15 protein-coding genes are annotated in these 21,438 nt (G+C 44.0%); 9 read left to right on the top strand and 6 right to left on the bottom strand.

What is annotated here, in order from left to right; genetic code table 11:
• Positions 1 to 2: 2 nt before the first annotated feature.
• Both JC525_RS00070 and JC525_RS00075 read left to right on the top strand, forming a co-directional pair.
• The gene (locus JC525_RS00070; RefSeq protein ID WP_198812770.1) at positions 3 to 3,173 is read left to right on the top strand and encodes an efflux RND transporter permease subunit; all 3,171 of its coding nucleotides are present in this window, start codon (positions 3 to 5) and stop codon (positions 3,171 to 3,173) included.
• An 89-nt stretch (positions 3,174 to 3,262) separates the two neighbouring features.
• A complete protein-coding gene (locus tag JC525_RS00075) occupies positions 3,263 to 3,751 on the top strand; it encodes a GNAT family N-acetyltransferase (RefSeq protein ID WP_198812772.1) in 489 nt (162 codons plus the stop codon).
• A 187-nt stretch (positions 3,752 to 3,938) separates the two neighbouring features.
• Here the strand turns inward: JC525_RS00075 and JC525_RS00080 are convergent, their stop codons facing one another.
• Both JC525_RS00080 and JC525_RS00085 read right to left on the bottom strand, forming a co-directional pair.
• Positions 3,939 to 6,038, bottom strand: a complete 2,100-nt coding sequence (locus tag JC525_RS00080) for a TonB-dependent receptor (RefSeq protein ID WP_198812774.1) — start codon at positions 6,036 to 6,038, stop codon at positions 3,939 to 3,941.
• Positions 6,039 to 6,537: 499 nt separating this feature from the next.
• On the bottom strand, positions 6,538 to 7,152 hold the full coding sequence (locus JC525_RS00085) for a TetR/AcrR family transcriptional regulator (RefSeq protein ID WP_198812776.1): 615 nt from the start codon (positions 7,150 to 7,152) through the stop codon (positions 6,538 to 6,540).
• Between the two features lie 138 nt (positions 7,153 to 7,290).
• Here JC525_RS00085 and JC525_RS00090 point away from each other — a divergent pair, with 138 nt between their 5' ends.
• Both JC525_RS00090 and JC525_RS00095 read left to right on the top strand, forming a co-directional pair.
• Positions 7,291 to 8,430 carry an efflux RND transporter periplasmic adaptor subunit gene (locus JC525_RS00090; protein ID WP_233094788.1) on the top strand — a complete coding sequence of 380 codons (1,140 nt, stop codon included), beginning with the start codon at positions 7,291 to 7,293 and terminating at the stop codon, positions 8,428 to 8,430.
• A 3-nt stretch (positions 8,431 to 8,433) separates the two neighbouring features.
• Entirely contained in the window at positions 8,434 to 11,475 is a 3,042-nt protein-coding gene (locus tag JC525_RS00095) for an efflux RND transporter permease subunit (protein WP_198812778.1), read from the top strand.
• Between the two features lie 103 nt (positions 11,476 to 11,578).
• On the opposite strand, the gene JC525_RS00100 is transcribed toward JC525_RS00095, so the two are convergent.
• Positions 11,579 to 11,998, bottom strand: coding sequence for a CBS domain-containing protein (locus JC525_RS00100; RefSeq protein WP_198812780.1), 420 nt, complete (start codon positions 11,996 to 11,998; stop codon positions 11,579 to 11,581).
• Between the two features lie 113 nt (positions 11,999 to 12,111).
• Positions 12,112 to 12,609 carry a M48 metallopeptidase family protein gene (locus JC525_RS00105; protein ID WP_198812782.1) on the bottom strand — a complete coding sequence of 166 codons (498 nt, stop codon included), beginning with the start codon at positions 12,607 to 12,609 and terminating at the stop codon, positions 12,112 to 12,114.
• Between the two features lie 203 nt (positions 12,610 to 12,812).
• Here JC525_RS00105 and JC525_RS00110 point away from each other — a divergent pair, with 203 nt between their 5' ends.
• Genes JC525_RS00110 through JC525_RS00120 form a run of 3 tightly spaced genes read left to right on the top strand, consistent with a single transcriptional unit; the run spans position 12,813 to position 16,105 of the window.
• Positions 12,813 to 14,057: a hypothetical protein gene (locus JC525_RS00110; RefSeq protein ID WP_198812784.1), complete on the top strand. Its 1,245-nt coding sequence runs from the start codon at positions 12,813 to 12,815 to the stop codon at positions 14,055 to 14,057.
• Positions 14,058 to 14,067: 10 nt separating this feature from the next.
• Positions 14,068 to 14,511: a hypothetical protein gene (locus JC525_RS00115; RefSeq protein WP_198812786.1), complete on the top strand. Its 444-nt coding sequence runs from the start codon at positions 14,068 to 14,070 to the stop codon at positions 14,509 to 14,511.
• Positions 14,504 to 16,105, top strand: a complete 1,602-nt coding sequence (locus JC525_RS00120; RefSeq protein ID WP_198812794.1) for a sensor domain-containing diguanylate cyclase — start codon at positions 14,504 to 14,506, stop codon at positions 16,103 to 16,105. Before JC525_RS00115 ends, JC525_RS00120 begins: the two co-directional genes overlap by 8 nt.
• Positions 16,106 to 16,122: 17 nt before the next feature.
• Here the strand turns inward: JC525_RS00120 and JC525_RS00125 are convergent, their stop codons facing one another.
• Entirely contained in the window at positions 16,123 to 16,695 is a 573-nt protein-coding gene (locus JC525_RS00125; protein ID WP_198812796.1) for a cytochrome b, read from the bottom strand.
• 486 nt (positions 16,696 to 17,181) lie between these two features.
• Between JC525_RS00125 and asd the strand changes: the two genes are divergently transcribed.
• Positions 17,182 to 18,306, top strand: coding sequence for an aspartate-semialdehyde dehydrogenase (gene asd / locus JC525_RS00130; RefSeq protein WP_198812798.1), 1,125 nt, complete (start codon positions 17,182 to 17,184; stop codon positions 18,304 to 18,306).
• Between the two features lie 128 nt (positions 18,307 to 18,434).
• Here the strand turns inward: asd and JC525_RS00135 are convergent, their stop codons facing one another.
• Positions 18,435 to 18,791 (bottom strand): VOC family protein, encoded by a 357-nt coding sequence (locus JC525_RS00135; protein ID WP_198812800.1) that lies wholly within the window; start codon positions 18,789 to 18,791, stop codon positions 18,435 to 18,437.
• 135 nt (positions 18,792 to 18,926) lie between these two features.
• Here JC525_RS00135 and JC525_RS00140 point away from each other — a divergent pair, with 135 nt between their 5' ends.
• Positions 18,927 to 21,437, top strand: a complete 2,511-nt coding sequence (locus tag JC525_RS00140; RefSeq protein WP_233094789.1) for a response regulator — start codon at positions 18,927 to 18,929, stop codon at positions 21,435 to 21,437.
• Position 21,438 lies beyond the last annotated feature (1 nt).

Genomic DNA, 21,438 nt, shown 5'->3' on the forward strand with positions numbered 1-21,438 from the left:
TCATGGAAAATCACAATAACACACAAAGCGGGATCATAGCCTGGTTTGCGAGAAACTCCGTCGCCGCCAACTTACTCATGTTCTTCATCATAGTAATGGGTATTGCCAGCTACTTTACTATTCAGCGTCAGATGTTTCCCAACATCGAAATTAACTACATTACCGTTGAAGCAAACTATCCTGGCGCCTCTCCTCAAGAGATTGAAGAAAGTATTTTCATTAAAGTCGAGGAAGCAGTTAAAGATATCACCGAGATCAAACGAACCGTATCAAGAGCATTTCGCGGTGGCGGTGCGGTTACCTTGGAAATAGATACCAAAGCTGAACTTACCGATGTACTGGATAAGGTAAAACTGCGCGTGGACAGTATTGCCACCTTCCCTGCTGGGATGGAGCCTGTGAATGTGTCGCAAGTAGAGTTTCAACAGCAAGTTATTGAAATGCCTCTTGTAGGTGATTTACCGCTGTCTGAACTGAAGGTGCTGGCAAAAGAAGTCGAAGATGAACTGTTACAGCTAGGTTCTATTTCCTTGGTTGAAGCCAATACACCGGATGATGAAATTGCCATAGAAATTAAACCGGATACGCTCAGAAAATATGGGCTAACAATTAGCGATGTCACTCAGGCGATTAACAGCTACTCAGCGAACATTTCTGCGGGTCAACTCAGAACTAATGCCGGCATCGTATCGGTGCGTGTTGAAAACCAATATTACAGCGGCGACGAGTTTAAACAAATCCCCATAAAGATTGGCGCAGGCGGTGCGAAGGTCACGCTCGGTGATGTTGCTTATATCAACGACGGTTTTGTTGAGGGAGAACGCTACTTCAAATACAACGGCATGAACGCCATTTACATTGCGGTAAAGGCAACGAAAACACAAAATACTATTCCCGTTGCAGAAACCGTTAAAACCTACATTAAACAAAAAAACGAAAACCTTCCTCAGGGTGTCAGTTTAGAAGTTTTGGTAGATATGACCTATTACCTTAACCAGCGTTTGGACATGATGCTGTCAAACCTCGTTCAAGGCTCTATTCTCGTAGCGCTTATGCTTACCCTTTTCCTTCGCTTTAGGTTGGCTGTGTGGGTGATGGTAGGGCTGCCAGTGTGCTTTCTTGGCGCAATGATGTTAATGCCTATCTTCGGTGTAAGTATTAATATTCTGTCGCTATTTGCTTTCATTATGGTGCTGGGTATTGTCGTTGATGATGCCATTGTTATTGGGGAAAGTGCCTACACTGAAATTGAGAGTAAAGGTGGTGGTATCGACAATGTTGTTCGGGGCGCGAAACGCGTGGCAACGCCCGCTACCTTCGGTGTTTTAACAACAATTGCTGTATTTGCTCCGTTTACATTAAGCAGTGGTCCAGAAGGCGCATTTTTCTATAACATTGCCGTCGTTGTTATTCTTTGTCTGGCGTTCAGCTTAATAGAATCTAAGCTAATTTTGCCCGCCCACCTTGCCCATACAAAGTTTTCGCCAGTTAAACAGGATAGTTGGCGAGCCCGCTTCAATAAAGGTTTCTTTGCATTTGTAAATGGCCCTTACAAGCGCACCGTTATCAAAGCCATTGAGTGGCGCTGGGCAGTATTAATGATGTTTATCGCAATGTTAATGCTAAGCATGGGGCTGATTGCTGCTAATTACGTTCGCATGGTTCCAAACCCCAAAGTACCTCACGACTTTCCTAGCGTAAAAATAGAAATGAATGAGAACGTATCTGACTTGGCAACCATCAATGCACTTAAAATTGTAGAGCAAACTATACTGGATGTTGAAGAGCGAATTATTGATGAGTTTGGTCAAGGCATGATCAGAGATAGACTCGCCTTTAACGAAGATAGAACCGAAGGTCGAATTTTAGCGCCTCTGGTAAACGAAGAAGATCGTCCCATCGATACTTTCGAGCTTGCCCGTCGCTGGCGCGAAGCTATTCCTGAAATTAGCGGGATGAAGTCTTTTACCGTCGTTGACGATGTAAACGGTGACGGCGATGACGGAGAGTTTGGTTATTTGCTGTTTGGCCCTGATATCGACACATTAAATGCTGCAGGTCTCAAGTTCATCGAAATGCTGCAACAGCAAGATGGGTTGTTTGATGTAAGTTCTACTATCGACCCACCAAGTAAAGAAGTGCAGATGACGCTACTTCCTGTTGCTTATGATTTAGGCCTCACCCTTTCTAATATTGCATCACAAGTCGGTGCTGGGTTCTATGGCGGTGAAGCACAGCGCGTTATTCGAAACGGCGAAGAAGTAAGAGTCATGGTTCGCTATCCAGAATTAACCCGCGAACGTTTCGCTGATTTGAAGTACTCATTGATCACAACGCCAGGCGGACAAGAGGTTATGCTGGGCGACGTGGTAGCGTTAGAGGAAAAACCTGGGATCAGCTACATTCGCCGCGAGGGCGGATACCGCAGCGTTTATATTTGGGGCAACATCGATGAAGAAAAAGTTGAGCCTAATGAAATAGTTGAAGAAATTAAGGACAAACTTCTTCCTCAGCTTAAAGAGTTATTTCCATCGGTAATGACAGAACTTGGTGGTGATATTGAAGAGCAGCAAGCGCAGCAAAATGAGCAGATACTGTTTTTCTTAGCCGCTATGATCATGGTGTATATATTATTAGCGGTGCCTTTAAAAAGTTATGGCCAGCCGCTCATTATCATGTCGGTAATACCCTTTAGCTTTACTGGTGCAGTTTTTGGTCACTTTGTTTTGGGCTTAGACCTATCTATGATGTCTAACTTCGGCCTGATTGCCGCAGCAGGGGTTGTAATCAATGACTCGCTAGTAATGACTGACTTTGTGAATCAGCGCCGCGCGCAAGGCTATAGCGTAAGAGAAGCGGTTACAGAGGCAGGTACCGCCCGTTTTAGAGCGATTACACTTACCTCTATCACCACGTTCGTTGGGGTATTGCCAATCATGTTTGAGACCAGCTTGCAGGCCGCGTTTGTTGTTCCTATGGCTGCGGCATTGGGTTTTGCCGTTCTGTATGCCACGTTGGTTACGCTAATTTTGGTGCCTTGCTTATACCTGATTCTGCTAGATTTACATGTTCCATATACGTTTATTAAAAGCAAAATTGTGCGCAAGAGGAAGTCTGATGGCAGCGACAATACTGTCTCCCCCCCGCCTCAGCCAAGTAGTTCAATTGACTAGCCTTTTTGGCTGATGATATAAACGAGTACTGTTACGTAAAAATGAGCCTTTGAAGGCTCATTTTTTTCATGTATTGAAAGGAAAATACAATGAGCAATTCCATTTCTATAAGACCTGCAACGCCCAACGACATATCGCAAATTCGCCAATTTATTCTAGAACTCGCTATTTATGAAAAAGCCGAACACGAAGTAGAAGCCTCGGAAGAAGCACTGCTAAAAACATTATTCGGTGAAGGTGCCACCGCTCACTGTGTAATTTGTGAAAACAACGATGCCCCTATTGGCTTCGCCGTATATTTCTTTAACTACTCTACATGGCAAGGGCGAAACGGGCTTTATCTTGAAGACTTGTACGTATCGCCTACCTCTCGAGGCCTCGGCGCGGGAAAATTACTGCTTCAGCATTTGGCTAAAATAGCAGTGGAAAACGATTGCGGTCGATTTGAGTGGAGCGTTTTAGATTGGAACAAGCCTGCAATCGATTTCTATGAGTCGCTTGGCGCGAAACCCAAAAGTGAGTGGCTAGGCTATCGCATGGATGGACAGACACTTATCGACTTTGCCAAACAAGGTTAACATTGCCAATACAATAATTAACTTGCTGACTTGCTGACTTGCTGACTTGCATAGCGTGAAGGACAATCAACAATTGCTGCACGTTTTTTAAGCTCGTTATCGATACTTATTACAATACCCTAAAATAAGAAAGCCATTCGCATACAGGAATGGCTTTCTATAAATACATCAATTGTTGGTGCTTTATTTAGAAAGAACCAATCAACGACAAGCGAGCATTAATTGGCGCACCAACCGTTGCCTGGTGCGTAGAGTGCGCATTAGGGAAGTAGAGCGTATCGGTTAAGTTTTCCACGTTTAACTGAAGACGCGTCTTGTCGCTAAGCGTGTAATATGCTGATGCATCAACGCGAGTATAGCTAGGTAGTACAGGTGAGTCTTCGCCTGTTACAACAAAACTTTCGTCTTGATATGTTGCACCAATACCAAAGCCAAATACGTCATTGACTTCATAAGTTGTCCATACCGACACCGTATTTTCAGGAAGCTCTCGAAGCGCAACACCACTGGCATTTTCGCCATCAAGGTTGCTGTAGTTCGCAGTAATATGCCACTTGTCAGTGATATATCCCTGTAGTTGGATTTCAAAACCTGAAATATCTGAATCCACTTCTATAAAGCGTTCGACGTCGTTCGGGTCGTTGTCGAGTGACGTCTGTTCGTTTTCAAAGATAGCCGCGGTAAAGCTCATGCTGTCATTGAAGTCCCACTTGATACCAATTTCTTGGTTAGTGAACGTGTCTGGGTCAAGCGCATTTGCATCGCCATTAATATTTGCATACTGTTCGCCACTGCGCGGCAGGAATGACTCACTGTAGCTCGCATAAATTGAGATATTTTCTTGAGGCTTGTACACAATACCTGCACGTGGAGACACCTGTTCGTCTTTCCTACTCCGCGTCTCAAGTACGTCAGGGTCCGCGTTAAAGACCTCAATATCAAAACTGTCGAAACGCGCGCCTACCACAAGATCAAGGTTCTTTGATAACGCAATTTCGTCTTGTACATAGAATGAGTACACATCTAAATCTACGCGCGTATCGTCATTGATGTCGCTAAAAGTCGCCGTAGTCGTAACGCCAGCACTTGTAGTTCCTGTCAGGCCACGAAAATCGAGAGGACGAGAAATATCGAACACCTCTTGGTCATTTCTTAAACTGCTATTTCCCGCACGCGTATCAAACACAGGGTTAAAACGGTCTTGGTCTGATTTAGTATTAATCACCTCACCACCAAAAATAACCGTGTGCTCAATGCTACCCGTTGAAAACTCACCGACTAAGTTAGAGGATAAAATAAGGTTTTCACGTTGGGTATTGTCTACATAGCCATCCAATGTGACTTGGTTAGCATCAGCGTCGTAGCCTGCTGCATAAAAGTTTGCATAAACTTTGTCGTAATCACCGTAAAACGCGTTGAAATTACCTTTCAGATTGTCAGAGAAGGTATGTTCAACGTTAGCACGGAACACGTCTGCACCTAAGGTTTGATAATTGTTTTCAGGATCACCAAATACAATGTCTTCAAACGCTTCAACTGGCTCTCCGTTGGCAGTCGGGACACCCCGGTCAATAAAACGCTCGTGATCGATGTATTCATAAGACAGGTCTACGATGGTGTCGTCGCTCACTTCAAAGCGCGCAGTTGGGTTGAAACCGTAGCGATCGCCATAGAAAAAGTCGCGATGGTTATCTAGGCTCTCGTACATGGCGTTAATGCGAAGCGCTGACTTGTCGCCTGTATCAACGTTGGTATCTAACTGAAGGTTATACGCACCAAACGTGTTCGCAGATACATTGTAGTTAACGAATTGCTCACCGGTTTTAGCCTTTTTAGATACGCGGTTTAAAATACCACCTGTACCGCCACGCCCGAATAATAGCGCATTTGGCCCGCGAAGAATTTCAACTTGTTCTATGTTGTAGAGCGCACGGTAATACTGCACATCGTCGCGGTTACCGTCTAAGTAGAAGTCGGCCGTTGAACGCACACCACGAAATACCACAGAATCGCGGTGACCTTCACCTTGAGAGGTATTAACACCTGGCGTGTAATCGATAATTTGACCAACGCTAGTAATACCACGAGCTGTAATTTCTTCAGCCGTCATTATCGACAAGCTTTGCGGCACATCTATGATTGGCGTTGGGCTTTTAATTGAATTTGACTGATTTACTGAAAGGTATTTACCTTCAACCGTTAGTCTCTCAATATCTTCCATATCAGCAGCAAACGCAGCAGGGCTCAAAACTATCGCAGTAGCAATACTCGTAAGTCTAAATTTCACAATTGCTCTCCAAGTGTTCTTCAAAGTGTTGTGTGTTCTTTTTACAACTATGTAAATCTTATTATTTGCTGAGCATTTGTTGCGCTTCCAATTGCGCCTGCAATTGCAAATAATAATAGTTGTCATTTGTGATGAGGATAATATAGAAAATTTTGTGAGATGACGAGCCCCAAACAAGTAAAATTTAAAAACTCTTTATAAATTTTCTTAATTTAGACCGTGGAGCGGAGTGTAGGAGATTACAATTTAAACAAAGACGGTGCCTATATGTCTGTTTCACCGTTTTTGAAGTGTATTCTGAAGTGAAAGTGACAATGAGTAGCCAGTAAGTCTATTCACGCACCTGAAAAATAAAGAAATGAGCCGATTGAAGACGTGTAATAACAGAACACAACACGTAGAAGTCGGCAAATATTGAAAACAACAAATCTACAATGTTACTTATGTGATAAAGGGTACGATAACGTATCTGGTGACAAGGGCCATTACATTAAATTAGTTACAGTCTCGCATAACGGCTAATAATTAAGTCAACAGTACATTTAGCAACGTTTCGCTTTTGCGAGATACTCAAGGAATCTTCTATTTTGAACAGCTGTGGCCAAAAGCACTGGCCCTTCACTAGGCTGTCAATTTCATCAACGACACGGCTTAAGTCATCAAAGTCAATCTTGTTATCTGCTTTCGCTGCTTTTAACCAGCGATGCAACGCCGTCTCTTGCGCTTTTAACTGCGCCACTTCGTCTTTAAGTTTTTCGGGCTCGTAGAAAAAATGCCCAATAGCAACCCGCGCAATATCAAGGTGTTCTTCGGTAACGGTAAATTCAATTTCTTGAAAAATTAGCTCACACAACTGTTCGGATAAATCACGGGCTGGGTCGTACACTACCGTTACGCTTAGCTTGGCGTCCTCAAATTGCTTAGTCACCAAATGCATTACCAAGTCTTCTTTCGTAGCAAAATGATTGTATACCGTGCGCTTAGACACGTTAGCCAATTCAGCTAACTTATCCATGCTGGTTCCGTTGACCCCATACTCTTGAAACGCCTGAGTTGCAGCCTGAATAATCGCTTCGCGCTTTGCATCACTTCGCGTACGTGTGTTGCCCGTCATAACATTGTTCTCATATTAATATGCTTCCATTCTACACCGTACAGTTTACTTTTCAATGAAACCGCACTAAAATGCACTCATCAGTTTACTTTAAGTTGAATTCGTCTACGTCTGCTTTTATGACGTAACGAAGACTTAATGTACACACGTCTATACATTATTTACCCTGACTTTGGATTACACGCACTTATGCCTATAATGCGATTTACTCACCTATTATTTTTAAGCATATTGTCGGTTTCTGCCCTTACGGCTTGTTCTTCTGAAGAGCCAGTAAAGGAGCAATCACAGGCCTCTCCTCGCTATGTTAAGTTAGCCACGGTCAGTAATATTCCTGACTACGATGAATTTACCTTTCCCGCTGTGGTATCGGCGGTAAAAACCGTCGATCTGAGCTTTGAAGTGTCAGGCAGGCTTATACAAACCGACCTTGTGACAGGCAGTGATATCAGGAAAGGAAAGCTGCTGGCGACAATAGACCGAAAGCCTTTTGAACGCCGTGTAGATGAATCAAAGACGCGACTGGATCAAGCCAAACGTGAGCTCGACCGAATTGAAAAAATGTTCGCGCAAAAATTGGTGGCACAAAGTTCGTTAGACTCGGCAAGGACGTCCTATGAACTTGCCGTTATCGACTTTAAAAATGCTGAGCAAGATTTAAGCTACACGCAACTTTACGCGCCTTTCGACGCCAAAGTGTCACAACGACTGGTCGAAAATAATAGTTTTGTCGCAGCAGGTACGCCCATTGCTCGCCTACAAGACGTGTCAAAGATTTACTTCAATATCAATGTGCCTGAGCGATTGTTAACCGCAAACATTGGTCGTGGCATTAAACAAGCTAGCGCTACACTGGCGACCAACCGCAATCGTTGGTACCCCGTTTCCTATGTAGAGCACTCCACGCAACCCGACCCGGTTTCACAAACCTATGAAGTGGTATTCGCCATGGAGCCTCGTGAAGAACTTCCCCTCACACCGGGTGCCCGCGCAGTGGTTAAAGTTAGCTTACAGGGCAGTTTGTATCCCGAGGGCTTAGTAGTGCCTGTACAATCTTTAGTTGGTAATGAGGACTCAGGTTTCGCAGTTTGGGTATATAACGACGAAACAAGTTCTGTTGTTAAGCAAGCCGTCTCGGTTAAACATATAGAAAACGAATTAGCCGTTATTGAAGGCAAAAACGAAGGCAATATCGCGCTGGGCCAACAAGTAGTCGCCGCCGGTGCCACACAAATGCGTGCAGATATGAAAGTGCTTCCTTATCAAGGAGAGAAGTAGTTTATGGATATCGCACGCTATTCAATAGACAAACCGGTAAACATTTGGTTGATGGTCTTCATACTCTTATTAGGCGGCGTACTGGCTATGAGCAAGATTGGCCGCCTAGAAGATCCTGCCTTTACCATTAAACAAGTAAAGGTATACACCAATTACCCGGGGGCAAGTGCTGAAAAAGTAGAGCGTGAAGTGACCGAGCGCTTAGAGATTGCTATTCAGCAAATGCCTCAGCTAAAGGAGGTGACTTCTGTTTCTTCACCTGGTTTGTCTGAAATTACGGTTGAAGTGAAAAGCACGTACGATAGTAACCTGCTGCCACAAATTTGGGATGAATTAAGAAAACGTCTTCGAGACACCGCCAGCTCACTGCCCGCCGGTGCACAAGACCCCATAGTGTTCGACGATTTTGGCGATGTATATGGCCTTTATTACGCGCTAAGTGCGCCGGATTTTGACACGCGAGAACTTCGCGAGTTTGCCCGCATTATACGCCGTGACCTGCTTACTACAGAGGGCGTAGCAAAGGTTAATGTGACAGGCGTTCAAAAAGAACAAATTGTCGCGTACATCAACCCCTACCAACTCGCTGGCTTAGGCATTTCTTTTCCTGATCTTGCCGCTCTTTTCGAGGATAACTTACGACCCTTTAACGGCGGTCGTATTAAGGTAGACGAGAAAAACGTGCGGCTAATTGTAGAGCGCGCCCCTGACAGACTTGAGGAAATATCGAATTTATCTGTGGTTGTTCCGGGCACAAACCGTTCGCTGCGCGTTGCAGACATCGCGACACTAAAACTTGAGCCCGCCGACATTCAACCGGTTCACGTGCGCTATAACGGTGAAGAGGCACTGACTTTATCCGTGTCCGCACTTACCGATGTAAACATTGTTGATGTAGGCGAGCGCGTAAACGCAAAAGTAGAAAAGCTGCTGCAAGAGTTACCTGTCGGTATTACGCTTACCCCTATCTACGACCAAGCGTCTGTTGTTGACGATTCGGTTACAGGTTTTATTAATAACCTGGTTATGTCTGTGGCGGTTGTTACCCTTACCTTGTGTTTATTTATGGGCTGGCGCTCTGGCGTTGTAGTGGGTGCCGTGCTGCTGGTTACCGTACTTGGCACTATTCTCATCATGTGGCTAATGAATATTCAGCTACAACGCATATCCCTTGGCGCTATGGTTATTGCTATGGGGATGTTAGTAGACAACGCTATTGTAGTAGCCGAAGGCATGATGCTTCGCATGGCCACAGGCTCTACAGCTAAAGAATCTGCTAGCTTTATTGTCAAGCGAACCCAATGGCCACTTCTTGGCGCAACTGTTATCGGTATTGCCGCGTTTTCGGGCATTGGTCTTTCCAACGATGCTACCGGTGAATTCCTGTATTCCTTGTTCGCCGTGGTACTGGTATCCCTAATGATTAGTTGGGTACTTGCGGTGACGTTAGTGCCTGTACTTGGTTCATACTTCTACCGTAAAGGCATCAATCAGACTAACAACAATGAACCCTCGGCCATGCAAAAATGGTTCAAAGGTACTTTGCTAAGTGCACTGCGGCTACGTTGGATAACCATTGGTGCGTTGTTTGTTATTACTATTGTGGCCTATGGAAGCTTTGGCATGGTTAAGCAAGGTTTCTTCCCGCCGTCTAATGCTCCACTCTTTTTTGTGCATTATTGGGGCCCTCAAGACCGTGATATTCGCGCCACTGAAGTCATAGCCAAAGAAGCAGAAAAACGTATTTTGGAAATGGAAAATGTGACGGCTGTCACCACCTTTATTGGCCAAGGTGCAGATCGATTTACTCTGACGTATGCCCCTAAAAGCGCTAATGAAAACTATGCGTTTTTTATGGTTCGCGCTAATGAACTGAAAAATATTCCGGCTATTCAAGAGAAACTTAAAAACAAACTAACCGACTTAGATTTCGATGCTAACTTCTACATGGAGCGTATGCAATTTGGTCCGGGCTCAGGGGCAAAGCTGGAAGCAAGGTTTTCTGGCCCTGATTCTGAAGTACTTCGCAAGCTTGCTGATGAAGCAAAAGAGGTGCTTTTCGCTGACGGGCTAATTAAAGACGTACGTCACACCTGGCGCGAAAAAGGCTTCGCTATTAATACCCAGTACGACAACTACAACGCGGGTATCGCGGGCGTATCCCATAATGACTTTAGCCAAACGATCCAATATGCAAGTAGTGGTGTTCAGCTAGGCACAGTACAAGACGGTGACTATGCCTACAGTATTGTTGCAAAAATGGGTAAAGCCGAAGACACCGAGCTTCAGTCAATACGCGAGTCGCAAGTGTGGTCTACACAACAGCGACAGTACGTGCCTTTTACACAGGTTTCTAGGGGTTTAGAGCTTGTCGCTGAAGAAATGCGCATTCATCGCCGCAACCGTGTGCGAACGATTACGGTAGAGGCTGAGCCTGGTGAAAGCGAAACCGCCGCCAAAGCGCTGGCGCGAATTCGTCCGCTGATTGAAGATATTGAACTGCCTGCGGGTTACGCTTTGGAATGGGGCGGTGAGTTTGAAAGCTCTGGCGACGCACAAAAAGCATTAGGCGCTGGCTTACCTGCAGGCTTCTTAGTGATGTTTATTATCTCGGTGTTGCTATTTGGCCATGCCCGTCAACCGCTTATTATTTGGCTTGTGGTACCTATGGCCGTGGTAGGCGTAGTAACAGGCTTGTTAGCCACCGACATGCCTTTTGGTTTTATGTCGCTATTGGGCTTTTTAAGCTTGTTTGGCATGTTGATTAAAAATGCCATCGTTCTTATTGAAGAGATTGACCTTCAGATTGAGGAAGGGTTGGCTATTCGACAAGCTATTGTTGATGCGACCATAAGCCGTGTACGCCCGGTTTCATTAGCGGCGGTTACTACTATTTTAGGGATGGCGCCGCTACTATTTGACGCCTTCTTCGCTGATATGGCGGTGACGATTATGGGCGGTTTGGCGTTTGCCACGGTACTTACCCTTATTGCTGTACCTGTTCTCTACAGCCTGCTGTTTAAGGTTAGCTACCGCAAAAGCTAACGCTTGAATAGAACGGGCCTCTCTGCTGGAATTTCCATAAACTCTGGCAGAGAGGCTGCTACCGTTACAGGGCGTTCTCCATATTTGATTGGCGTGTAGTTACCTAGCGTTTTGCCTCTACCCTACTTTGCATAAACCTCATCACATCACGCCACGATACCATGCCAACCGGGTGTCTCTTGCCATCAATGATTGGAATACAAGAAATTTTGTGAGTGTTGAATAGCTCGATAGCGGAAAATACAGAGTCTGTTGGGTTTAACGTAATGACTTCGCGAGTCATAATTTGATGTGCGCGTTTATCCAATGTCGCCCGATCTAGCATACGCTCGCTAATTGTGTCGACAAAAGGACTGACGGATTTCATTAAGTCTCTATCTGATATAATGCCCTGCAGCTTATTGTCGTGAACCACCACAAGGTGATGAAAACCTGTCGCAGCAAAGAGTTCACGTAGTGACTGTAAACTGTCATCCATGTGCACGCTAACCACCCGTGTAGACATAATTTTCGCAATGCTCATCAACGCTCCTTTTTCACGTAAAACCCATATCTTGGTATTAAACTATCACCATTATTCTAAGCGGCAACTGCGGCATAACGCATTTCAAGCGACGTACTGTCTGTGCGGTTACGCTAAACGTATGGGTTTTCTCCCATAGCGACAGCTACGCAGAATAACCGCAAGTCTAACTCAAGTTGATGGTAATCGGGCTCCATATAGCAACAAAGTTTGTAGAATGCTTTATTGTGGTCTTTTTCTTTAAAGTGCGCCAACTCGTGCACTACGAGCGCTTTCAACAAGGGTTCTGGCGCAGAAAGTAAGTCGTTATTAATGGCCAAGTCGTGTTTGCGAGTTTTACCCTGCATACGGTAAGTATGCGTACCTAGTGCGTTAGTTATCATATCCCCTTGCTTTTTAAACGCAGCCCGCCCAAACGGTGGAGCATTTTTCAAATACCGCTTTTTTAAGTCAGTTGCATACTGATAAAGCAGTTTATCGGTGGTTATATCATGGGCATCAGGGTATTTTTTTAACAGATAAGTATTAAGCCGATTGTTCGAAATGAGCTGTAGCGCTTGCTCCACAATTGCTGAGGGGTAGCCATTAAAATACCGAGCATATTCGTTCACGTTTTATTTCTCCTTTGTACAGAGAAGTATAAAGCATTTAAACGTTGTAGATAAGACGGCCTTTTTAGCAAGGTTGTTTAAAACAAAAACTTCAAATTTTTCAGTGAACTCTTCGTTTCTTTACTAAGCTTGTACTAAAGTAAAATTGTCATGACGACATGTTTTCGGCAACAATGTATATCGATTTCGGATAAGGTTAAAACATGATGAAAAAGCCGTACATGTTCTTCACGGCAATGGTAAGTCTGCTGTTGGCTAACGGCACATCAGCTGAACAAAATAGACTAAACATAAGCGGCTTTGGCACGTTAGCATCGGCCACCGCCGACACCCGCACTTATCAATTTCGTACCGACCGTTCACAAGCTGAATTTGCCAAAAAGGACGGTTTTGCGTTTAAACCTTTAAGTCTAATCGGCGTTCAGCTCGATTACAGCCTGTCGAACGATCTCGACTTTGTAGGGCAATTTGTTTATCGCGAGCAAGACGAACAAAATATCAACTCGATAACTCAAATGGCCTTTCTGAGGTACGACGTTACGCCATCGTGGCAAGTAAGAGCGGGCAGACTCGCCGCTGATATTTTTCACTTCAGTGATACAAGAGACGTTTCTATCGCCTATCCATGGGTAAAAGTGCCCACGGAGGTTTACGGTATTGTACCTGCTCGAAGTTTCGATGGTGCCGACATTAGTTATACTACGCGCTTTCGCGATTTTAATTTATCAGTCAAAGGCTTCTGGGGAAGTGGCGAAAGCGACTTTACTAGTGCCGATTATAGCCCCATTACGTTTAACGACTTACGCTCCATAGGCGTTGAGTTTGTCGCTTTTGATTGGAGCATCGCGTTAAAACACACGCAGACAGAGGCTAAAAATGACAATGCAGACTCAGCCTTTGTCTCCTCTAGGGTGGCCCAATTACAACCGTTTTGGAGTGGCGCTACCGCATTTGCCAATTCACTAAGCTTGCGCGGTGCAAACATTCAATACACCTCAGTTTACTTTAATCGTTTCTTAGGTGATTGGGAGCTATCTGGAGAGCTATCACATATTAATTCAGATTCAATTGCGCTAAGACATTCTCTTAATGGTTTTATCAATTTAAGCTATCTTTATGGTGCCCACACCTTCTACGCACTGTATTCTTTTGCCGAAACTGATGACTACTTCCTCAACGAAGAAAGGCCGGATTTTCCCATTAACGCCAATACCGCCGAATTAGCTATTTTTGTGGAAGAAGTGGCAAGCACGCTGGCACATCGCCAACGGTCATTATCAGTTGGTTGGCGTTGGGACCTTAAAGAAAATCTGGCGTTTAAAGCACAAATTGAACGGACTGACGTTAAAGCAAGAGGTACTGGCCTTCGAGCACGCGATGGCTTGGTCGTTGACGATGAAGACGGCGTAGCGCACACCCTATTCCTCGCATTAAGCTTTAGTTTTTAAGAGGGTGAGCATGACATTGTTTAAACGCTTGCCCTTAATAATCACGTTAGGATTGCTAATACACGGCTTTACTTTTGTGGCATATGCGCAAGAGAAAATTGTCGTTGTAACGAATCGCAACAATGATGTGCAGTTAATTGACAAAAAAGGGTTGATCGACCTTTTTATGGGTAAATATTCAGCGTTCCCCAACGGAAAAGAAGCGACCCCTATCGATGTAGAGTCAGAAACTGAGCTCAAAAGTCAGTTTTATCAATCTTTGGTTGGACTTCCTCTTGCTAGGGTAAATGCCTATTGGTCGCGACTTAAGTTCTCAGGCCGCGTTAAGCCTCCCGCTATAGAACAAACCATCGATGATATTAAGCTGCGTCTTGAAGAAGATGAGTCAGCGCTAGCTTATGTGTATGAGTCTTATGTGACCGATAACATGAAGGTAGTATATCGTTTTGATTAACGTTCAAGGTCTGGGTTTTCGTTTCTCTTTGTTTCTAGTCGTAGCAGCCATGTTAGTGGTGCTTACCACCGCTGAATTTTTTTATAGAGCTACCTATGAAAACGAAATAAACGAAGCAAACAATGATATTGAAGAGCTTTATCAAACCGTTGGGGCAACAGCATCGATTGCGGCATTTTTAGAAGATGAAGATTTAGCCAAAGAAGCTATTAACGGCTTGGTCAAAACTAAAAAGATTCTTGCTGCCTCTATAAAAAGTGAAGCTCTCTACTATCAAGCGAATGTTACAGAAGCAATCAACAAAAACACCGAACCTCGAATATTTGTGGTCAGGCACCCCTTCATGCCGGAAGAGTCACTTGCTGAGGTGAAGGTATACCCAAACTTCGAATACATCACTCGACAAGCGAATAAAATCAGTACTGACAATAGTTACTCACTCTATGTTGAGGCACTCGTGGTCGGCATCGTTGCTCTATTTATCACTTACTACATTATTATTTCCCCGATGCTACGTGTAGGGCGTTCACTGAATAAAATAACGCCAGGAACAAAAGAGCGAATTGATATTCCCGACTACCATGCACAAAGTGAAATCGGCGCATTAGTGCAAGACACCAACGAGCTATTAAACAAAGTTGAAGAACAGTTTACTCAAGAGCGCCAGCTTAGAGAAGAAATACAGTTCCTAGAAAAACGCTTCAGAATGCTGTTTGAAAATGCCAAAACAGCCACGGTGTTAATGGCAGAAAACGGCATTATTGAACTTAGAAATAACGCCTTTAATGACCTAGTGGAAAAAATTGGCCTAGGGGTAAAACAGGGCTACGGTGAACTGTTAGACGAACTATTTGAAACGCCCGACGCAATGAAATCAGCGCTCAAGGAAGCATTTGCACGCAACGAGTTCGCGACAGGGGAATATAAGTTAAAGAGTAGTGGACATGATAGTGCCAATTGGGTTCAGCTTATAGCCAGCCCATTGTTAACAGAAGACGGTGAGCGTTATTATCAACTCGCACTAAATGACATTTCAAGTCGTAGGCAAGAACTGCAGAAGCTTGCACTGCAAGCAGATTTCGACGCGTTAACGGGCATCTATAATCGAAACGGCGGTGAAAAGCTAATTACTAAACTGATGAAAAAAGATCATCAGTTCGCGTTAACGCTTATCGACCTTAACGGCTTTAAGGCAGTCAATGATATATACGGGCATGATGCTGGTGATGAGGTGCTCATTTTTGTTGCAGAACAGCTAAAAGAAAAAATACGTAAGAATGATGTTGCTATTCGCTGGGGCGGTGATGAATTTGTACTACTACTTCAAGCTGATGACGAAGAATCCGTTAAAAGAGTTATCGAAAAAGTAAACCAAGGCGTTAAACAGCCTTTTTATTTTAATAACGACACCAAGCCCACTGTGGTTTCAATGAGCGTAGGTGTGGCATTTTACCCGCAAACAAGCCGTAATTTGCATGCGCTGATAAAATCAGCGGATATTGCTATGTACAAAGCAAAGCAGAACAAGATAGCCGCACCTGACGACTACCTTTTTTTCGCTGCGCCCGAAGTCATTGATGCCGAAAGAAACTAGTAATGCTTACTCGATTCTCAACCCTGCTCGCTGATCGACTTACCCAGCATACGCTTTAATGTACCATCTTTATCAATAATATGATGCTTAAGTGCGCCAGCAATATGTAGCACTAAAGCGACGATAACCGTATATCCGAGATAAAAATGGATAGCACTGCCCGCTTTTGACAGCTCGTAATTTAGAGGCAGCGTTTTCTCGGGATCATCAATACTATAGTTAGGTGAAAAAACCTCTAATCCAAAAACAGATAAACCGTGGCCACCAAGCACCGATGACATTAATCCAGAAATAGGCATTAACAGCGTTGCAGTGATCAACACCCAATGTACAACTGACGCCAGCTTGTGCTCTATGGGTTTGTAGTGAGCTGCAGCGCTTGGCCACCCGTTCTTTAGACGCCAAATTACGCGCGCTAGCGCTACAAATAGGACAAGAAAACCAATGGCTTTGTGCCAAGGATACAGTGCATACACACCGTTTTCCGACATGTAAATACCCGTGGCAAGTAACCCAATAATGGTTAACCCAACCAACCAATGTAAGAATACCGTAGTGGTAGCAAATTTGTTATGACTATCGTACTGCATATTTTCCTCATTTTATTAATTCATGCTAAGAACTACGTTTTCCCTTAAGCGTATCTCAACATTTTACAACGTCACTCACATCGTGAGAAAGCATGGTAAAAATGATTAAGCAAATTTGAGACCGTTTTTATGAAACTAATACAGTTTCGTTAGAATTAACGTTGCAAGTTAGGGAAAAACGCCAGTGTTATGACTAAATGCACTCAAACGATCTGTTTTCGTTTCCATCGTGTTCAAAATGCTTATATCTGCGATAGATAATTTATAAAAACCATCTAGCCAGCGCGCTAAATAACACTTAGACTGCCGGTACAAAAATAAAAACGACAGGTATTGCGCCGACACATATATAAACGGCGCTCGACATCACTTTTATGTTTTTTCCAATACACGCGCCAAATAACGAAAGGGTCTGCATATTGAGTAATAGCGATAAGCATAAGTGATAACGTACTTTTCATTTTAGTAACAAGGGTTCTCAATTTAATGTCACAACAAAAAGTAGGTTTAGTGGGCTGGCGCGGTATGGTTGGCTCAGTATTAATGCAGCGCATGCAAGAAGAGCAAGATTTCGCGCACATTGAGCCCACCTTTTTCACTACCTCTCAAAAAGGGAGTGCAGCGCCAGATTTTGCTGGTAAAGATGCTGGTGTTCTAGAAGATGCACACGACATCGAAGCACTATCTAAACAAGATATCATTATTACCTGTCAGGGCGGCGACTACACAAAAGCAGTGTACAACGATTTAAGAGCCGCTGGCTGGAACGGCTATTGGATTGACGCCGCGTCGGCGCTTCGCATGAAAGACGACGCCGTCATTATACTTGACCCTGTTAACCGCAGAGAAATTGATAGTGGTATTGAAAAAGGCATTCGCACCTATGTAGGTGGAAACTGCACGGTTTCACTTATGCTGCTTGCTTTAGGTGGCCTGTTTGAGAAAGACCTTGTTGAATGGGCTTCACCCATGACGTATCAAGCTGCTTCAGGTTCAGGTGCAAAGCACATGCGCGAGCTTATTAGCCAAATGGGCGCAATTCACAGCAACGTAAAAGATAAGGTTGAAGACCCTGCTACTGCGATTTTAGAGATTGATCAGCAAGTATCTGAGTTTATCAGAAGCGCAGACTACCCGAGCGAACAGTTCGGTGTTCCACTGGCGGGTAGTTTGATTCCTTATATCGACTCACAACTACCTTCAGGCCAGAGCCGTGAAGAGTGGAAAGCCCAAGCGGAAGCCAATAAAATTCTAGGTATCAAAGGCGGTGAAGTACCTATTGACGGTATCTGCGTGCGTGTTGGCGCCATGCGCTGTCACAGCCAGGCGATTACACTTAAACTTAAGAAAGATTTACCGCTGGCTGAAATTGAAGACATTCTTACTAAGCACAACGATTGGGTAAAAGTCATCCCTAACGATCGCGATGCCACCATGCAAGAACTTACGCCAGCAAAAGTGACAGGTACGCTGTCTATTCCAGTAGGCCGTATCCGCAAGCTCAACATGGGCCCGGAATATATTTCGGCGTTCACCGTGGGTGACCAGCTATTGTGGGGCGCTGCAGAGCCGCTTCGCAGAATGCTGCGCATCGTGCTTGAGCAGAACTAACGGCTAGCTTTAAGCTGACTAAATAGAAATGAAAAACGCCTTGTTGTGATAACACCTGCAAGGCGTTTTTTGCGTATGGCACTATTAAAAGCCATAGCGTCTAGTCGTTGAATTATGCTAAGGCGGTACTACGCCGACTCAGACCAAACAGCAAGCTCATTGCCGCCGGGCTCGACGAAGTGAAAGCGACAACCACCAGGGAAATCAAACAACGGCTTAGTAATTGTAGCGCCCGCATTTTCAATATTATGCTGAGCGTCAGAAATGTTAGGAGTATACAGCACAAGCAAAGGCGCCCCGCTTTCTGCTCGCGTCACTTGCTCAGCAGCAAAAATGCCACCATCCAAACCGGCATTGCTGAACGCGCTGTATTCATTACCATAATCGGTAAAGCTCCAACCGAACGCGGACGTAAAAAACGTTTTAGAAGCGTCTAAATTTAATGAAGCAAATTCTACGTAGTTAAGTTTAGTGCTCTTATGCATTTACTCTTCTCCTTGAAATGATTTCTTACTTTCAAATAGTTTAGACTTATTGATTAAGTTATAAACTATCTTAATCGTTTAGTATTGATAATCTACTGCCATGGGGGGCGCCTAGCTTTGATCCGTTTTTTTCATATGACATTTTTATGCGTCTTCGCACTAGGTTTTGGTGCGTTTCATGTTCACGCATCAATAGCTGACCGGGTCAACGAAATCAGGCTGCAAGTAGAAACAGCCTCGCCCATGCCGATAGGCGCAGCAATTGATGAATTAGAAACGCTTTTATTATCTGATAGGTTAAAAGTAGACGAGAAAAGAGCGGTCGCCGCTTTATATGTTCGCTATCAACTATTAATACATCAGCGACCGGACGAGAACGTTTTACACGAACTACAAGGTTTAGAAAATAACTCCAGAGACGGATTCATTATCGCGGTAGGAATAGCGAGAATGTATGGCATAAGTGCAAACTATACTGAAGCTTACAACCGTTTTGACGCTATAATTTCTGCCCCATCCATACCCGCAGACGTTAAAGCCTACGCCCTTATTTATCAAATTCTTACTTACAGTGAAGGGCAGGTCTTCGCTCCCAATGCAGAGCTTATTAATGCCGTCAATGATTTGCTTATCACCCACGATCTTTCTCGCCTAAGACCCCTCTACGATTCTATCGTGGCGGATTACTATCAGTCGGTAAGCGCATACGATCTTGCCCTGCGCTTTTATGAAAAATCCCTTGAAGGCGCGCAAGCAGCCAATCAGCGTATTTTGGAAAGTGACAATCTTTATGCGATTGGTATTTTATACAGAAATTTAGGTAACTACGACAAAGCGATCATCTACTTTGAGCGCGCTGTTGAACATGATAAACAAATAGATATTAATTATTCAGAATTTCTAGCCATCTATGGGATAGCAACGACTTATTATCGTGCTGGAGATTTAAAAGCTGCAATAGCACTTTCTGAAAAAGTACTTACCCATCCCCTTTCTTCATCTTTTTACAATAGTGAAATCTATCGCTTAAAAGCCGAGGCCCACCTCACTTTAGGTGAGTTAGATGAGGCCTATCAATCGCTAGAACTTGCACGCCAGCTTTACGATGAAAATAGGGAAGATGAACAAACTACATGGCGCGCGCAGTTGGAAAAAACCGCGGCTTATATCACCGCAGCGAGGGGCAACTACAAACTCGCGTTCGAACAGTTTGAGGTATTTCACGAAGCATATTTAAAAGCAAAGAAGTACGAGGATTTAGAACTTATTGAAAGCGCTAACCTGGTTCAACAAATTACCCAAGAGAAAGAAAGAGCGAACTTACTTGAGAGCGAAAACAAAGCTTTCGAAGAAGCGTTACAGTTAAAAAACGAAGCCCAACAGACACAAGAATTGTTCTCAATGTTACTTTCTGTGTTGGTCGTATTGACGATGGTTACCATCGTAATCATTTTAATACTGCTAAGAAAATCAAAACAAGCGAATGCACTTTACTCAACCGCAAAAGACAAAGCTGAACTGCACAGCCGTATTAAGTCAGAATTCATATCAAATATTAGTCACGAGATCCGCACGCCCTTGAACGCGATAATTGGCTTCGGGCAAACGGTAGCTAAACGCTCATCTGATCTAGAAACAAAAAATCTAACGAAGAAAATAGTCACTGCATCAGAAATGCTTCTACAGCTCATCAATGATCTATTGGACTTTTCGAAAATAGAGGCCGGCAAGCTGACGTTAGCGATCGGGCCGCATCACGTAAAGTCGAGCATGAGTACATTGATTGATATTTTTTCAGACCAAGCGCAACGTAAAGATTTACATTTAGAGCTGAATGTCGATGGAAACCTTACCGATGAACTGATGTTCGATGAACTCAGATTTAAGCAGATAATGGCTAATTTGATCAGTAACGCCATCAAGTTTTCTAGAGAAGGTACTGTTGAAATAGGCATTCGCGTTATTGAGGCTTGCGATAGTCATTACGCCCTACATTGCTGGGTCAAAGACAACGGTATTGGTATCTCTAAAGAAAACCAAGCAAAGCTATTTACTCCCTTTACGCAGGCGGAAAGTTCTATCGCACGAAAATACGGAGGTACAGGATTAGGGCTCAATATTACCAACAACCTGCTTAAATTAATGGGCTCTTCATTAACCGTTGAAAGCGAAGTTGGCAAGGGAGCCACATTTTCATTTGATGTGACCTTTGCTATTGCTACTGACGCGAACAGTATGCCCCCTGCCACTGATGAAGTGGAACCACACTGTTTACTGGCTGGAAAACGGGTTTTACTCGCCGAGGACAATGATATTAACGTAGAGGTAATGAAGGCGTTATTGGAAGAGTTTAAGTTGGATTTGCATCATGCATCGAATGGTCAAGAAGCTATTGATGCACTTGCAAATCAAGAATTTGACTTGGTTTTAATGGATGTCCAAATGCCGCATGTTGACGGAATAAACGCGACAAAACACATCCGTCAAATCCTTAAGAAAAATACGCCGATCATAGCGCTGACTGCCAATGCAATGCAGCAAGATATTGACGAGTGCTTAGCTGCAGGCATGAATGCTCACGTTGGTAAACCGGTTGATAAAGCCTTCTTGGTAAGCACCTTACGACGATATCTCACAGCGGGCTAAT

It is taken from the genome of Alteromonas sp. IB21 (assembly GCF_016405965.1).
GTDB lineage: Bacteria > Pseudomonadota > Gammaproteobacteria > Enterobacterales > Alteromonadaceae > Alteromonas.

Coding starts and splice junctions, on each gene's coding strand:
- JC525_RS00070 (WP_198812770.1), top strand. CDS start 3: ATGGAAAATCACAATAACACACAAAGCGGGATCATAGCCTGGTTTGCG.
- JC525_RS00075 (WP_198812772.1), top strand. CDS start 3,263: ATGAGCAATTCCATTTCTATAAGACCTGCAACGCCCAACGACATATCG.
- JC525_RS00085 (WP_198812776.1), bottom strand. CDS start 7,152: ATGACGGGCAACACACGTACGCGAAGTGATGCAAAGCGCGAAGCGATT.
- JC525_RS00090 (WP_233094788.1), top strand. CDS start 7,291: ATGTACACACGTCTATACATTATTTACCCTGACTTTGGATTACACGCA.
- JC525_RS00095 (WP_198812778.1), top strand. CDS start 8,434: ATGGATATCGCACGCTATTCAATAGACAAACCGGTAAACATTTGGTTG.
- JC525_RS00100 (WP_198812780.1), bottom strand. CDS start 11,998: ATGAGCATTGCGAAAATTATGTCTACACGGGTGGTTAGCGTGCACATG.
- JC525_RS00110 (WP_198812784.1), top strand. CDS start 12,813: ATGATGAAAAAGCCGTACATGTTCTTCACGGCAATGGTAAGTCTGCTG.
- JC525_RS00115 (WP_198812786.1), top strand. CDS start 14,068: ATGACATTGTTTAAACGCTTGCCCTTAATAATCACGTTAGGATTGCTA.
- JC525_RS00125 (WP_198812796.1), bottom strand. CDS start 16,695: ATGCAGTACGATAGTCATAACAAATTTGCTACCACTACGGTATTCTTA.
- asd (WP_198812798.1), top strand. CDS start 17,182: ATGTCACAACAAAAAGTAGGTTTAGTGGGCTGGCGCGGTATGGTTGGC.
- JC525_RS00135 (WP_198812800.1), bottom strand. CDS start 18,791: ATGCATAAGAGCACTAAACTTAACTACGTAGAATTTGCTTCATTAAAT.
- JC525_RS00140 (WP_233094789.1), top strand. CDS start 18,927: ATGACATTTTTATGCGTCTTCGCACTAGGTTTTGGTGCGTTTCATGTT.